The organism is Cobetia sp. MB87, from assembly GCF_011319755.1.
In the GTDB taxonomy this organism is placed as follows: Bacteria; Pseudomonadota; Gammaproteobacteria; order Pseudomonadales; family Halomonadaceae; genus Cobetia.
This window is the reverse complement of sequence record NZ_VFBC01000012.1, coordinates 63,752-78,957: the sequence shown is the minus strand read 5'-3', so window position 1 is coordinate 78,957 and position 15,206 is coordinate 63,752. Positions and strand designations below refer to the sequence as shown.

Below are 15,206 nucleotides of genomic sequence, written 5' to 3'. Positions count from 1 at the left end.
GTCCCAGCGCGCTCTCCCGCCAAACGAAAAAGCCCCCGCTCGCGATCTGATCGCGGCGGGGGCTTTTTTGCATCAAGGGGCCTCGGCCCTTCATCTCATTCGCGCTGAGAGGAGGTGTCGGACGGCTTGCGGTCTACTGACACGGGGTCGCCAGCGGTCTCGCTGTCGTCGAGGGCTGGATGCTGCTCCTCGGCCATGCCTTCAGTCGGGGCATCGTTCTCGCTGTCGCGCAGGCGCACATGCTGCAGGCGATGGCGCAGGGCGGGATCGAACAGGTCGCGGCCGTGCACCTGCAGGTCTTCCAGCGCATCGCCAAAGCACAGCTGGCCGCTCTCCAGCCAGATGAAATCCAATTCCAGCAGGGTATCGAGCAGGCCGCTGAACAGACGCTTGTCGAAGAACTCCGGCGCATTGAGGCCCGACAGCAGGGTCAGGCGTTCGGCCAGGGCGCCGGAATGGCTCTCGAGAGACTCGCGGTCCAGCGTGCCACTGCCGTGCTGCAACAGGGCGGCGATCAGCAGATAGCCGCGTTCCAGCGTCGGTTGTACCGGCTGAGCCAGCAGGCGCAGCTGCTCGGAAGGCTCCTGACTGGCCACCGGTCGTGACCAGCGCTGTGGAGTGTCGCCAGTTGCCGCTTGATGCTCCAGCAGGCCTTCTTCGCTCATCAGAGCCAGCGTGGCGGCGATATCCGCCTTCAGCTCAGGGGCCTCGGGGACGAACAGCTCGCGCACCAGCAGCGGCCAGGCGGGACTGATCTGGTCTTCCAGTGCCTCGAGGGTGTACTGGGCCGTATTGCGAAAGGCGAAGGCGATCAGCGCCGGCAGCGCCAGCAGGTGCAGCACGTTGTTGCGATACCAGGTCAGCAGACTGGCCTGCTCCGGGGTGGCGATCACCAGCTCGCCAAGGCTCTGCGGACGCAGGGTGACCAGCCCCAGATGCGCGCAGTGTGCGACCCACTCATCCGGCGTGCCCTCGGGCAGGCTGTGGTCATGGCGGCCCGGCAGCTTGTCGGCGAGACGCACCAGCATCGCCAGCTGGCGTTGCAGCAGGCTGGCCTCGATGGCGTGGTGGGCGGTGGACAGCAGCACCAGCGCCGTCAGTGAGACCGGGTTGAGCGCCGCGGCGGCATTGATGCGCGTGGCGATCTCATGCCCCAGTTGCGGCACCGCCTGGGTCAGCCATTCTGGGCGGCGCTGATGACGGCTGGCCTTCCAGTCCGGCGCGGTCTGATCCAGCCATTCGCCCAGCTTGAGCGGCTCACCGATGTTCAGGTAGACCTTGCCGAAGGGCTGCTTGAGCTGGCCGAGCACGCGGATGAGGTCCAGCGGTGATTCCTTCTTCTTGCTGGCCCCCGACAGTTCGCGCTGATAGCTCAGGCTCTCGAAGACTTTCTCGTAGCCGATGTAGACCGGCACGAAGGCCACTTCGCGGTGTGTATCCCGCAGGAAGGAGCGCAGGGTCATCGCCAGCATGCCCGGGCGCGGAGGCAGCATGCGGCCGGTGCGTGAACGGCCACCCTCGATGAAGTATTCCAGCGGATGGCCGCGGGTGATCAGCTGATGCACGTACTCGTCGAAGACGGTGGCGTACAGGCGATTGCCGCGGAAGCTTCTGCGCAGGAAGAAGGCACCGCCACGGCGCAGGATCGGGCCGATGATCGGCATGTCGAGATTCTTGCCCGCCGCGACGTGGGGCGTCATCAGGCCCTCGTGGAACAGCACGTAGGACAGCAGCAGGTAGTCGATATGGCTGCGATGACAGGGCACGTAGATCAGCTCGCAGTCGCCGGCGATGGCCTTGACCTGCGACATGCCACGCACCTCGACGCCGTCGTAGAGCTTGTGCCACAGCCGCTTGAGGGCATGCGCCAGAAAGCGCTGTACCGGATAGCCCATGTTGGAGGCGATCTCGCGACCATACTGCAGGGCGCGCTTCTCCAGACGTGCCGGTGGCTGATTCTGCTCGCGTGCCAGCTCGCTGATCACGTCCTGCACGGCGGGCGCCTTCTGCAGGTTGCGAATCATGGTGTGGCGGTGGGAGAGGTCTGGCCCCAGCAGGCGGGTACGCACGCGCCGGAAATGCACGCGCAACAGGCGGGAGATGCGGCGGTGCGCCAGCGCCGAGTCCTGCGGGCCTTCCCTGAGCGCTTCATGCAGCTTGAGTGGCTGTCCGAAATGCACATCCACCGAGCGGCCATGGGCCAGAATCGCGATGGCGCGGCGCAACACGCCCGTCACCCGCCAGCTATCGGCGGAGATGAACTTCCAGAAGCCGAATTCCTTGCCCGGGGCGCGTCCCCAGAACACGCTGACCGGCACCAACTGCACCTCGACATCACTCGGGGCATCTTCCAGTGCGGCGATCAACTTCTCGAGCCGGCGAGACAGCAGACGCCTGTCGCTGCGCGAGCGTCGCAGCAGACGAAGACGAGAGTGCCTCAGACGCAGGTCGCCTATGCTCAGAGACAGGGTCGGAGAGGGCAGGCCGCGCGCCTCGCACAGCTGCTCGACCACCAGCTCGTCGGACAGCGCCTGGTACGGGAAGACGTAGACCACCGGCAATGTCGGATCGAGATTCAGGGCGCTATGGTCCAACGCATTGATATCGGGCTCCACCGCACGCAGCTCCACCCACTTGTCGAGCAGGCGGCGACTGACATTGCGCAACGGGCGCAAGACTAAGGTGACTGGCGACATGGTGAGGCTCTCGAAGGTGTGGACAAGGACGGACTACCGGGAACGACAATCTGTCGGCGTTCACGAATAAAGCATCGGGACGATGAATGAGGGTTGATTGCGACGTTTTCATGGTCTGGCTGGTAGTGCTCAGCGCGAGCATGATATTGAACATTATACGCATTCTGCCCGCAGACGCCGTGGCAGGGTACGTAATGACAGAGCGCACAGTGGCAGCATCTGGCGGTGCATCGTCATGAGCACCGACATGGGCATCGTGTCGTGCAGGGGAATGACGGGAGGCAAGGCATGCTGGGGATGTGGCGATCAGGCAATCGATTCACCTTGCTGCCGGAAGGCGCGCGTTTTCTGCCCAGCATGCTGGAGGCAGTGGAGTCCGCGCGCCATTCCATTCTGCTGGAGCTGTATCTGGCCGAGAGCGGCCACCTCAGTCGCGTACTGATCGATGCCCTATGTGGCGCGCGCCGCCGCGGCGTGACGGTGCTGGTGCTGCTGGATGGCTTCGGCTCGCTGGGCCTTGAGGCAGCTGACCGCCAGCGCATGATCGAGGCGGACATCCAGCTGCGGATCTACAATCCGCTCTCCTGGTGGCGGCTGGGGCGCAATCTGACACGTGACCATCGCAAGCTTTTGGTGGTCGACGGGGAGGTGGGGTTTACCGGCGGCTTCGGTGCGGTGGATGTCTTCGCCGAAGCCTGGTCGGAAGTCGCGATACGCATCGAAGGGCCGTGCATCAGTGACTGGGTGCGCCTGTTCGCACGCGTGTGGGACTCCGCGGCCAGTCGTGGCCATGGCAGCCGACTGGCGGTGCGCAGCATCAATGTGCGTGCGTGCCGGGTCGAGGGCTATCTGAGCATGCGTGGGCGGGTGGTCTGGGGGCATGGTTTCCGCTATCAGGCCATCCGTCATTCCCTGCAGCATCAGGCCAGCAGCTCACGCAAGCGGCTGTGGATCTGCACGCCATACTTCGTGCCGACCTTCAGCATGCGGCGGCGTCTCAAGCGTGCGGCGCGCCGGGGTGTCGATGTCCGGTTGCTGATCGCCGGCCAATATCATGATCACCCGGGCGTGCGCTCGGCGGGACAACGCTTCTATGCCGGGCTGCTCAAGGCGGGCGTGCGCATCCATGAATTCCAGCCACGCTTTCTGCACGCCAAGTTCTCGCTGGCGGATGATTGGGTGACGCTGGGATCGTGCAACTTCGATCATTGGAGCCTGCAGTGGAATCTGGAGGCCAATCAGGAGGTACAGGACCATCGCTTCGCCGCCGACGTCGCCACGCTGTTCGAGCATCACTTCGCCCACAGTGTCGAGATCACCCAGGCTGCCTGGCAGCGTCGGCCGCTGATGCAGCGCTGTCGCGAGTGGGGCTATGGCACCCTGGATAGCCTGGTGACGCGGCTGCGCTGACCGGCTCTCAGCCGTTCCAACAGGCGCGGCTGCGTGGAACCAAAACGCCGGACGACCCATGAGGCCGCCCGGCGTTGTCGTTTTCAAGGCTGCATGGCGAAAAGCACCATGGCGGGCTCAGCGTTTCTTGCCGCCGCCCTTGCCACCGTTCTTGTTGCCACCCTTGCCACCGTTCTTGTTGCCGGCATGCTTGCTGCGCGGAATGCCGGCCGCACCCGGTGCGGCGGAACCCTTGCGACGCGGCGACGGCTTGGGGCTCTCCGGCGGGACACGGTAGAGCAGGTAGAGATCCAGCAGCAGTTCCGGCAGCTGGTTGACGAAGCGCTGGGCACCGATCGGGTCGGCAATCAGTTCGCCGATTTCCGGGTCTTCATCGTCGAACACGCCGGAGATGGCCATGAACGGCAGCAGCAGTTCGGCGGCCGCCTCTTCCTGGGGGCCGAACCAGGCCTCCTCGTCCATGAACACGCCTTCCATGAAGCCGGCACACCAGTCGCCGATCGGCGTCTCGACCGGGTCGGCACCGCCCAGTTCCAGCTCGAACAGCAGTTCCGGCAGCACGCCGTGCTCGAGGGCATCGATGGCGTTGGCGCGCATCTGCTCGAACAGGGAGACGACTTCCGCTTCCTGCTGCGGGCTTTCATAGCTTGGCTGTCCCTGGAAGAGTTCCGGCAGCCACAGGCTGGAGGGCACTTCGCGCGGCGCGATGGCCAGTGCCAGCATGAAGCCATGCGCACTGATGATATCGAGAGCTTCCGGGCCGACGATGTCGGACTCGAGGAATTCGTCGAGGATGTCGAGGGATTCATCATCCAGCAGCGGCTGGGTCTGGACAGGCTCGGCCATGGGGGAGTCTCACGTGCGATAAGGGGAGAAGTCGAACAGTGCCACCAGGCTACCGGGGTGAATCAAGGGGAACCGGGCAGGCGTGAATGGCGCTAGTGTATCATTTCACGCCTCGAGGAGTGGTACGCTCGCTCATCATCAGCTCATCCGTTTCTTCGCTCTGCCGTCTGGTCATCGTGTCATGTCATCATCCACTCGTCGTGTCGTCAGTCGTCACCGCTTTCCGCCCGATCATGCCCTGGCCTGTCTGGGGGAGACCCCCGCGACGCCGCTGCCGCTGGCCGATGCCGCGGCGCTCGAGGCGCTGACGGCGCCAGCCCTGCACGCGACGCTGGAGGCGCAGGTACTGGCATGTCTGGCACGCGCGCGTGTCCTGTTCCCAGAGCTGCGCATGCCATCGGTCTCCTGCCGCCTCAAGGGGCGCACGGCGGGCACGGCGGATTCGGCGCGCCAGCGGCTGCGCTTCAATTGGCAACTGCTCAGCGAGAACCGCCATCACTTCCTCAGCCAGACCGTCCCTCATGAGGTCGCGCACTGGGTGGTGATGGAGGTGGTCGAGCGCGCCGGCAAGACACGCGTCAAACCGCATGGCCCCGAGTGGCAGCAGGTGATGACCAACCTCTACGGCATCCCGCCGGAGGTGACGCATCGCATGGATGTCTCGACTGCCAGCCCGACGCCCTGGGCCTATGGTTGTGGCTGCGATACCGCGCACTATTTCAGCTCGCGACGCCATGCCAATGCCCAGCGCGGTCACCGCTATCGCTGTCGACGCTGTGGCCAGGAATTGAGCGGGCCATTGAATGACCCGGCGCGCAATACGTCGACTGCGCGTTGACGCGCATTTCGCTCGCCAGGGCGTCATTGCAAAGTGCGAGTCGTGCCAGTAGGTGTCTTTTCAGGCGGTTTCTGTCCTCCGAACGTCGCTGTGACCTTGGTGTAATTTGTTGATAAACAGTTGAAATAATTAACAAAAATTTATCTACCAAGGTCTAGTGTGTGGCCCCCCCATGCTTGGGTTTAAGCTGAAATGGACTTGCCTCGGCTCGCTTGCGCTTCACGCATGCCGCGTGGGACAGCGAGTCGCCAGCCAATCCGTCAGAGGTCACGCCACATGAGCGAACATGCCAAGGTTCATCCGGTCACTCCCGATGTCGCCGCCCACGCCTGGGCAGACCGCGAGCGTTATCAGGCCATGTATCAGCAGTCCGTCGAGGCGCCGGAGACATTTTGGGCTGAGCAGGCCCAGTCACTGGACTGGTTCGATGCGCCATCGGTGATCCGCAATACCAACTTCGGTCCCGGTGATGTCGATGTGCGCTGGTTCGAGGACGGCAAGCTCAACGTGGCGCACAACTGTCTCGATCGCCATCTGGCCGAGCGTGGCGATCAGGTCGCCATCATCTGGGAAGGGGATGACCCGAACGAGTCCCAGTCGATCACCTATCGCGAGCTGCATGCGCGTGTCAGCCAGTTTGCCAATGGCCTCAAGGAGTTGGGCGTCAAGCGGGGCGATGTGGTCACGCTGTACATGCCGATGATTCCCGAAGCCGCGATGGCGATGCTGGCCTGTACGCGCATCGGTGCCGTGCACTCAGTGGTGTTCGGTGGTTTCTCGCCGGACGCGCTGGCGGGGCGTATCGTCGATTCCAGCTCGCGCATCGTGATTACCGCCGATGAGTCACTGCGGGGTGGCAAGCGCGTACCGCTCAAGGAGAACGTCGATGAGGCGCTGGAGCGTGATGGCACCGACTGTGTCGACCACGTGCTGGTGGTGCGGCGTACTGGCGGTGAGGTGAGCTGGGGCAGTCGCGATGCCTGGTTCCATGAGCTGGTGGACCGTCAGTCCAGTGACTGCCCGGCCGAGGCGATGGGCGCGGAAGACCCGCTGTTCATCCTCTACACCTCCGGTTCCACCGGCACGCCCAAGGGTCTGAAGCACACTACGGGTGGTTATCTGCTCTATGCCGCGATGACCCATCGTTACGTGTTCGATTATCACGATGGCGATATCTACTGGTGCACGGCGGATGTCGGCTGGGTGACGGGCCACAGCTACATCGTCTACGGACCGCTGGCCAATGGCGCGACCACGCTGATGTTCGAGGGCGTGCCCAGCTATCCGACCCACGGGCGCATCGGTGAGATCGTCGACAAGCACCAGGTCAACATTCTCTATACCGCCCCGACCGCCGTGCGCGCGCTGATGGCACACGGTGACAGCGTGATGGACTCAAGCTCGCGCACGAGCCTGCGGCTGCTCGGCTCGGTGGGCGAGCCGATCAACCCCGAGGCCTGGGAGTGGTTCCACCGCGTGATCGGCAATGGCAATTGCCCGCTGGTGGACACCTGGTGGCAGACCGAGACCGGCGGCATCATGATCGCGCCGCTGCCGGGCGCGACCGATCTCAAGCCTGGCTCCGCCACGCTGCCGTTCTTCGGTGTGCAGCCGGCGCTGGTCGACAACGAGGGCAATATCCTCGAGGGCGCGACCGAAGGCAACCTGGTGATTCTCGACAGCTGGCCGGGGCAGGCACGCTCGATCTGGGGCAATCACGAACGCTACGTGCAGACCTACTTCTCCACCTATGCGGGCATGTACTTCACCGGCGATGGCTGTCGTCGTGACGAGGATGGTTACTACTGGATCACCGGACGCGTGGATGATGTGCTCAACGTCTCTGGCCACCGCATGGGCACCGCCGAGATCGAGTCCTCGCTGGTGGCGCATGAGGCGGTCGCGGAGGCGGCGGTGGTGGGTTATCCGCACGACATCAAGGGCCAGGGCATCTACATCTACGTGACGCTCAACGACGGCATCGAAGCCAGTGATGAGCTCAAGAAGACGCTGACCCAGTGGGTACGCAAGGACATCGGCCCGATCGCCTCGCCGGATGTCATCCAGTGGGCGCCGGGGCTGCCCAAGACGCGTTCCGGCAAGATCATGCGCCGCATTCTCAGGAAGATCGCCGCCAACGAGACCGACGGCCTCGGCGATACCTCGACCCTGGCGGACCCGTCAGTGGTGGACGACCTGATCGAGCAGCGCGCCAACCGCTGAACGCGTCGGGTGACGGTCATCGAGGCCTGACAAGACACGCAGCGACAGCGAAGCGCGGGAGCCTGGCTCCCGCGCTTTTTTGTGCGCGTCTGTCTATTCATGTCTGCCTGTGGGGATCGGCCAGTTCACTTTCATAGCCCGCGCTTTTGCGCCGTGCGAGACGTGAAAGGTTGGCCATCTGGGAGGCGCTGGCTTGATAATGACGCGGCAGCGCATGTGTCAGCGGAGGCCGTTCGCGCCTCGCTGCGCATTTCCCCATCAATTCAAGATCAAGGCCGCCCCCATGTCAGCAGGCAAGTCGGATGCATCCTGCCCCGCCTCTCAGCCAGCCAGTTCTCCCGCCGCGTCGTCATCCCATGAGGGCGAGAATCGTCCTCGCGCCGTCGTCCTGATGTGCCTGTCGGCGATCTCGTTCGCGCTGATGGGAGCGATGGTCAAGCTGAGCGGCGACCTGCCGCTGTTCGAGAAGGTCTTCGTGCGCAACCTGGTCAGTCTCGGCGTGGCGGTGGTGATGGTGCGCATGGCGGGCGCGCGCCTGCTGGGCCAATGGCATCACCAGCCGATGTTGATGGCGCGGTCACTGATCGGGCTTGGCGGCGTGATGAGCTTCTTCTACGCCATCGATCACCTGCTGCTAGCAGATGCGACTATTCTGAATAAGCTATCACCGTTCTTCGTCAGCCTGTTCGCCGGCCTCTTCCTGGCCGAGCGCCTTGGTGGCTGGCGGCTGGTCGGCATGCTGGTCGCCTTCTCCGGCGCGGCGTTGGTCATCAAGCCGCAACTGGCATTTGCCGAGGGCGGCGTGGAGGCATTGTTGCCCGCCATGGTCGGGTTGGGTTCGGCAATGCTGGCGGGGGCGGCCTATACGCTCATCCGTGCGATGAGAGGGCGCGAAGCCTCGGCGACCATCGTGCTGCATTTCTCGCTGGTCTCCAGCGTGGTGACATTGGTGCCGATGTTGATGAATCCGGTGATGCCGAGCGGTCCTCAGGCGCTGGCCTTGCTGGGTATCGGCATCTTTGCCGCCGGCGGTCAGATTCTGATGACCACGGCCTATCGCCTTGCACCGGCGGGGGAAGTGTCGATCTATTCCTATCTGACCATCGTGTTTTCGGCGTTGGCGGGCTGGGCCATCTGGGGGGAGGTGCCGGATATCGCCAGTCTGATCGGCTTCGTGCTGATTGCCGGTGTCGCACTGATCGGCTGGCATGCCAGTCGCGTTGCGGGTAGGGTTGTCTGACTCACCATCCCCAGGATGCTGTCAGAATCAGCGCACGGATTGTTCGCTCGCCGGGCATCAATCCGTGCGATACTCGTGTTCCCCGAGCGAAACATCAGTACATCTTCCGATGGTGGGCTGCTTTGTTAAACGCACGTTTTATGGGGTAACATGCCAGAAAATAACGGCGATTGTTGACCGGCCAGGAAGGTCGGTGATGATCACCATCGGGGTTTTGGAGGAGACTCAATGGCCTTTGCCCAGAAGTTCATCGTTGCAGACGATCACCCGCTCTTTCGTGCCGCACTGACCCAGGCGCTTAGACAAGTCGCCTCTCAGGCGGAGATCGTCGAGGCTGACAGCATGGAAGCGACCAACGAAGTCGTTGCCCGCCATCCCGATGCCGACCTGATCCTGTTGGACCTGCACATGCCGGGAGCCCACGGCTTCTCCGGTCTGATCCAGTTGCGTGGCCAGACACCGGACATCCCGGTGGCGGTCGTGTCCGGTAGCGAGGAGCCTTACGTGGTGCGCCGCGCCATCGATTATGGCGCCTCCGGCTTCATTCCCAAGTCCGCCAGCCTGGATGTCATCGCCGAAGCCATCGGCGAGATCCTCGAAGGTGAGGTCTGGCTGCCGACGGACATCGCCGAGGCCATGGGCGAGTCTTCCGAAGATGAATCGCGCTTCGCCGAGGCGATCGCGTCACTGACGCCGCAGCAGTTCCGCGTGCTCAACATGCTGACGGAAGGTCTGCTCAACAAGCAGATCGCCTATGAGCTGAATGTGTCCGAGGCCACCATCAAGGCCCACGTGACCGCCATTCTGCGCAAGCTGGGCGTGCATTCGCGCACCCAGGCCGTCATCGCGGCCCAGCGTCTGGAAGTCGAGCCGCCGAAAGTCCGCTCCTGATCCTGCGTCAGTGCTTGAGCTGAGGCTCTTCACGAGAGTCGCGCCTTCAAGCCACAAAAAGCCCGCCCTGTCGCTGACAGGGCGGGCTTTTTGTGGCTTGGATGAAAGGGCTAGAAGGCTAAAGAGCTAAAGGGTGAAAGAGCTGAAGGTCGAAAGAGCGACAGGCCAGCCCACCTGATCAGGGGGCTGGGGCATCCGTCTCGGCGTCGGGGGCATCACTCGCGCCACTGGTGTGCTTCTCGGCGCGGTTGGCCTGCAGGGTGCGCGTCAGCAGCGCACGCAGCGCGGCGGGTCGCACCGGCTTGAGCAGCAGATGATAGCCCGCACGGCGCACTTCCTCGGCGACCTCATCGGTGCGGTCGGCGGTGATCACGATGCCCGGCACCGAGCCCGCCAGACGTTCATCCAGCGCGTCCAGCGCCATCAGGCCAGTCACCTCGTTGTCGAGGTGGTAGTCGGCGAGGATGGCATCCGGATCACCATCCAGGTTGCGGATCACCGACTTGGCGCCGCCGATCGAGGTCGCCGTGAACACCTCGCACCCCCAGCCGGACAACATCGCCTTCATGCCCTCGAGAATCAGGCTCTCGTTGTCGATGCACAGGACGCGAGTGCCGGTCAGCTTGTTGCCGGCGCGCTTGCGAGCCGGGATGGCATCCGGCAGCTCGGCCGCCGGCAGCTCCTTGCTGATCGGCACGCTGACGGCGAAGACGGTGCCGATGCCGACCCAGCTGCGCACCGTGATCGGGTGGTCGAGCACCCGGCTCATGCGTTCGGCGATCGACAGTCCCAGGCCGAGGCCCTTCTCGCTCTCCTTGTGACGCTCGGTCTGATCGAGACGCCGGAATTCCTGGAAGATCTCGGTCAGCTTCGACTCGGGAATACCGGGTCCGGTGTCCCAGACCTCGATGCGAATGCGATCACCCAGGCGGCGACAGCCCAGCAGCACATGGCCCTGGCGGGTATAGCGCACCGCGTTGGAAAGGAAGTTCTGCACGATGCGTCTGAGCATCTGGCCGTCGGAATCCACCGCCAGCTGCGTCATCACCACTTTCAGGTCCAGCCCGCGGTCTTCCGCCATCACCTCGAACTCGGCCTTGAGCGGCTTGAGGATGTCGGAGAGGCGGAACACGCTGCGGCGTGGTGCCAGCGCCCCGGCATCCAGCTTGGAGATGTCGAGCAGGGTGCTGAGCAGTTCCTCGGCGGCCTGCAGCGAGTTGTCGATGTGGTTGGTGGTGGTCTTCATCTCGCCTTCGACCTGCTGGGCGAGGGCGGAGGTGAACAGACGCGCCGCATTCAGTGGCTGCAGCAGGTCGTGGCTGGCCGCGGCCAGGAAGCGTGTCTTGGAGGCGTTGGCATCCTCGGCCAGCTGCTTGGCCTGACGCAGTGCCTGCTCGGCCTCGGCGCGCACGCGGTTCTCGGTACGTAGGGCCTCGTTGACCTGCGACAGTTCCTGGGTACGCACGCGCACGCGCTCCTCCAGGTTCTCGTTGGTCTCCTTGAGGGCGATCTCCGCCAGGCGTCGCTCGGTGATGTCCTGATAGAGCGCGAAGAAGCCGAGGATGTTGCCCTTGGTGCTGAAGTGCGGCGTATAGGTGACCAGCATGTAGCGCACGCCGCCTTCCGGGGCTTCCAGCGAGATCTCGAAGGAGACCCGCTCACCGGACAGCGCGCGCGTCATCCACGGTGCGCGCTGGCGATAGATGTCTTCCGGCATCGCCTCTTCGGCGGGTTCGCCGATCACGGCGGTACGGTCGATGCCCATCACCGCTTCATAGGCACGGTTGGTGAAGAGGTAGCGACACTCCTTGTCGAAATAGGCGATCAGCGCCGGCACGTTGTCGGTGTAGATGCGGATGTTGTTTTCCGAGCGGATCAACGCCTCTTCGGTGCGCTTCTGCTGGGTGATGTCCTGATAGGTGTAGACGAAGCCGCCACCGGGCATCGGGTTGCCCTGGATCTCCATCACGCTGTCATCCTGGCGATAGCGCACGTAGCGGTGCGGCTCGCCGTTGCGGATGGCATCCAGCAGCTGGTCGACGTGCTCTTCGGGGTCGCCCGGGCCGTATTCGCCGTTGTGGGCGTTGTAGCGGAAGATGCGATCGATGGGCGCGCCGACCCGGATCAGGTTGTCAGGGAAGCGGAACATGTCCAGGTAGCGCTGGTTCCATACCACCAGGCGCATGTGCTGGTCGACCACGCTGATGCCCTGGTGGATGTTCTCGATGGTCGCCTGCAGCAGGGCGCGGTTGAATTCGAGCACCTGCGAGGCTTCATCGACGATGGAGATGACATCCGAGATGCCGATGCCGCGACCCTGCAGCGCCGAGTTGACGACGATGCGTGCCGAGGAGGCGCCGAGCACCGAGGCCAGGAAGCGTTCGGTGAACTGGATCAGGTCGATGGAGGCGCGTGCATGCAGCTCCAGCGGCTGGCCACTGCGGCGCGCGTAGTCCTCGAAGGCGCGTTCGACCTGCTCGTGGCTGAGGAAGCGCTCGCACAGGACGCGCAGGTCCGAGACGGAGGTGGAGCCGGTCCAGGGGCGCGAGACGCTGGTCTGGCGGGTCTCGACACTGTCGACGAACAGCGAGGCCTGGATGCGCTCGACCACGCGCTGCGGCGTCATCTGCGAGACGAAGATGTAGCAGAACAGATTCAGGCCGAGCGACAGCATCACGCCGTGGGTCAGCGGGTCACTGAAGCGGAAGCCGAACAAACCATGCGGCGACAGCCAGTCGATGCCCAGCGGACCATGATTGACGATCTCGGCCGGCATCAGCCCCGCCTGTGCCAGTGCCGGCACGAGCAGAGTCCAGGCCCAGACCGCGAAGCCGACATTCAGGCCGACGATGACGCCGAGACGATTGCCGCGCTTCCAGTAGAGGCCACCCATCAGCGAGGGCGCGAACTGGGCGACGGCGGCAAATGACAGCAAGCCGATGGCCGAGAGGGTGCTGTATTCGGCGATCAGCAGATAGAAGCCGTAGGCCAGCGCCAGGATCATCACGATGGTCAGGCGGCGCGCCAGCAACACGATATGGCTGTAGTCGCGGGCTTCGGTATCGAACCAGCGCAGGCGGAACAACAACGGGATGACGATCTCGTTGGAGATCATGATCGAGACCGCGACGGCGGCGACGATCACCATGCCGGTGGCGGCGGAGAAGCCGCCGATGAAGGTCAGCAGGGTCAGCCAGGTCTGGTCTGCTGCCATCGGCAGCGCCAGCACGAAGCTGTCCGGTGACACCGAACCATCGGGGAACATCGTCAGGCCCGCGGCGGCGATGGGCAGCACGAAGAAGGAGATGGCGACCAGATAGATCGGGAACATCCAGCGCGCACGTCGCGCGTCATCGTGGTGGGTGTTCTCGACCACCGCGACGTGGAACTGACGCGGCAGGCAGAAGATCGCCAGCATCGCCAGCAGCGTCTGGGCCCAGAAGCCGGTGCCGAAGGTCTGGGTCTCCAGCTGCTGTTGCAGCTCCAGATAGGTGTCGGCCTTGGTGAACAGGTCCCCCAGGCCATTGAACATGCCCCAGGTGACATAGACGCCCAGGGTCAGGAAGGCGACCAGCTTGACCAGCGATTCGAAGGCGATCGCCTGCAACAGACCGACATGGTGCTCGGTGGCGTCGGTGTGGCGGGTGCCGAACAGGATGGCGAACAGCGCCATGATCGCCGCGACATAGAAGGCGGTATCGCCCAGCCAGGCGGTCCGCGTGACATCGCTGGTGTCGGTGAGTACCTGATAGGCACTCGAGACGGCCTTCAGCTGCAAGGCGATGTAGGGCAGGGTGCCGACCAGGGCCACCAGCGAGGCGAACACCGCCAGCGACTGCGTCTTGCCGTAGCGCGAGGCGATGAAGTCGGCAATCGAGGTGATGTTCTGGCGTTTGGCGACCCGAATCATCTTGAGCAGAATCGGCCAGAACAGCAGACAGGCCAGAATCGGCCCGATGAAGATGCTCAGATAACTCCAGCCGCTGGTCGCGGCCTGCCCGACGCTGCCGTAGAAGGTCCAGCTGGTGCAGTAGACCGCAAGCCCCAGACTGTAGACCGCTGGGCGCCGATTCGGCGACCCGTGTTTCTTGGCGTTGCGATCCCCCCGCCATGCAATCGTGAACAGCACCGCGATATATGCGAGTGCCACTGCGATCAGCCACCAACCCTGGAACATGTCGCTCTCCTCTCTGGAAGCGCCATTCTACGCAGCCCCGCCACGAGTCCCAAGCACTGTGGATGGCAGGTGCCGCGCTCCGGCAGCCATGCCGGGCATATCTCACTCTCCATTGACACGCAGATGCCTGAATCCCTGCACTCAAGACGTCGCATCTGGCGTCTGGACGATGAGCCAATCCTTCGTCATCGGCGAGTCTCCTGCGCAGAACATGTCGATCGATCCGCCCATCATTCTTCGCCCATTTGGCCAATAGACCAAGGGATTGCACCTTTAGGATATGGAGCAACCTGTTGATTTATAATGATATGTATCGGTCTTGATATTGGTTGATCAGGGCGGGCTAACATTCTCGACTAAAGTCAGCCTGCAGCGTTGCAGGGGCTTGTCTACTGTCAGATTCGAGTCGCCAAGTTTCCTGTCATGCCTGAAAAGGCACAGGAAATACCCATCAACCTCTGAGCTAGGATCATCCGCTGACGGATGATCATCGATCTCTGGATCGCCAATCACTTCATTTCGCCAATCACAATAACAATGCGAGAACACCATCATGAAGGAAGCGAATGCCAAGGCGTATTGGTCCGCCAATATCAAACTGATCATGGGCTATCTCGTGGTCTGGTTCATGGTGTCCTATGGATGCGGGATATTGCTGGTGGACGTGTTGAACAACATCCAGTTCTTCGGTTTCAAGCTGGGCTTCTGGTTTGCGCAACAGGGAGCGATCTACTTCTTCCTCGCACTGATCATTCTGTATGCCCGTTCGATGAACAAGCTCGATGAGCGCTTCGATGTTCACGAGCAATGAGTCAGTGACACGCCGGGCGCAGGCCGCTCGTCGTGACGCGCCGTTGTGTGAATAAGAACAATATGATCGACATC

General features: G+C 63.3%; 9 protein-coding genes. 6 read left to right on the top strand and 3 right to left on the bottom strand.

Annotated features, from left to right (window positions below):
* Positions 1-95 precede the first annotated feature (95 nt).
* The gene (gene plsB / locus CDPAHKCJ_RS13065) at positions 96-2,696 is read right to left on the bottom strand and encodes a glycerol-3-phosphate 1-O-acyltransferase PlsB (RefSeq protein ID WP_166020176.1); all 2,601 of its coding nucleotides are present in this window, start codon (positions 2,694-2,696) and stop codon (positions 96-98) included.
* Between the two features lie 288 nt (positions 2,697-2,984).
* Here plsB and CDPAHKCJ_RS13060 point away from each other — a divergent pair, with 288 nt between their 5' ends.
* Entirely contained in the window at positions 2,985-4,106 is a 1,122-nt protein-coding gene (locus CDPAHKCJ_RS13060; RefSeq protein WP_166020174.1) for a phospholipase D-like domain-containing protein, read from the top strand.
* Positions 4,107-4,223: 117 nt separating this feature from the next.
* Here CDPAHKCJ_RS13060 and CDPAHKCJ_RS13055 read toward each other — a convergent pair whose 3' ends face one another.
* A complete protein-coding gene (locus CDPAHKCJ_RS13055; RefSeq protein WP_166020172.1) occupies positions 4,224-4,952 on the bottom strand; it encodes a YecA family protein in 729 nt (242 codons plus the stop codon).
* Positions 4,953-5,133: 181 nt separating this feature from the next.
* Between CDPAHKCJ_RS13055 and CDPAHKCJ_RS13050 the strand changes: the two genes are divergently transcribed.
* From CDPAHKCJ_RS13050 to CDPAHKCJ_RS13035, 4 genes are all read left to right on the top strand, one after another.
* Positions 5,134-5,790, top strand: coding sequence for a SprT-like domain-containing protein (locus tag CDPAHKCJ_RS13050; RefSeq protein WP_166020170.1), 657 nt, complete (start codon positions 5,134-5,136; stop codon positions 5,788-5,790).
* 276 nt (positions 5,791-6,066) lie between these two features.
* Positions 6,067-8,013, top strand: coding sequence for an acetate--CoA ligase (gene acs, locus CDPAHKCJ_RS13045; RefSeq protein WP_166020168.1), 1,947 nt, complete (start codon positions 6,067-6,069; stop codon positions 8,011-8,013).
* Positions 8,014-8,296: 283 nt separating this feature from the next.
* Positions 8,297-9,253 (top strand): DMT family transporter, encoded by a 957-nt coding sequence (locus CDPAHKCJ_RS13040; RefSeq protein WP_240916810.1) that lies wholly within the window; start codon positions 8,297-8,299, stop codon positions 9,251-9,253.
* Between the two features lie 228 nt (positions 9,254-9,481).
* Positions 9,482-10,144, top strand: a complete 663-nt coding sequence (locus tag CDPAHKCJ_RS13035; RefSeq protein WP_043333788.1) for a response regulator transcription factor — start codon at positions 9,482-9,484, stop codon at positions 10,142-10,144.
* Positions 10,145-10,322: 178 nt separating this feature from the next.
* Here the strand turns inward: CDPAHKCJ_RS13035 and CDPAHKCJ_RS13030 are convergent, their stop codons facing one another.
* Positions 10,323-14,321: a NahK/ErcS family hybrid sensor histidine kinase/response regulator gene (locus tag CDPAHKCJ_RS13030; protein ID WP_166020166.1), complete on the bottom strand. Its 3,999-nt coding sequence runs from the start codon at positions 14,319-14,321 to the stop codon at positions 10,323-10,325.
* A gap of 553 nt (positions 14,322-14,874) precedes the next feature.
* Between CDPAHKCJ_RS13030 and CDPAHKCJ_RS13025 the strand changes: the two genes are divergently transcribed.
* The gene (locus tag CDPAHKCJ_RS13025) at positions 14,875-15,132 is read left to right on the top strand and encodes a DUF4212 domain-containing protein (protein WP_166020164.1); all 258 of its coding nucleotides are present in this window, start codon (positions 14,875-14,877) and stop codon (positions 15,130-15,132) included.
* Positions 15,133-15,206: the final 74 nt, after the last annotated feature.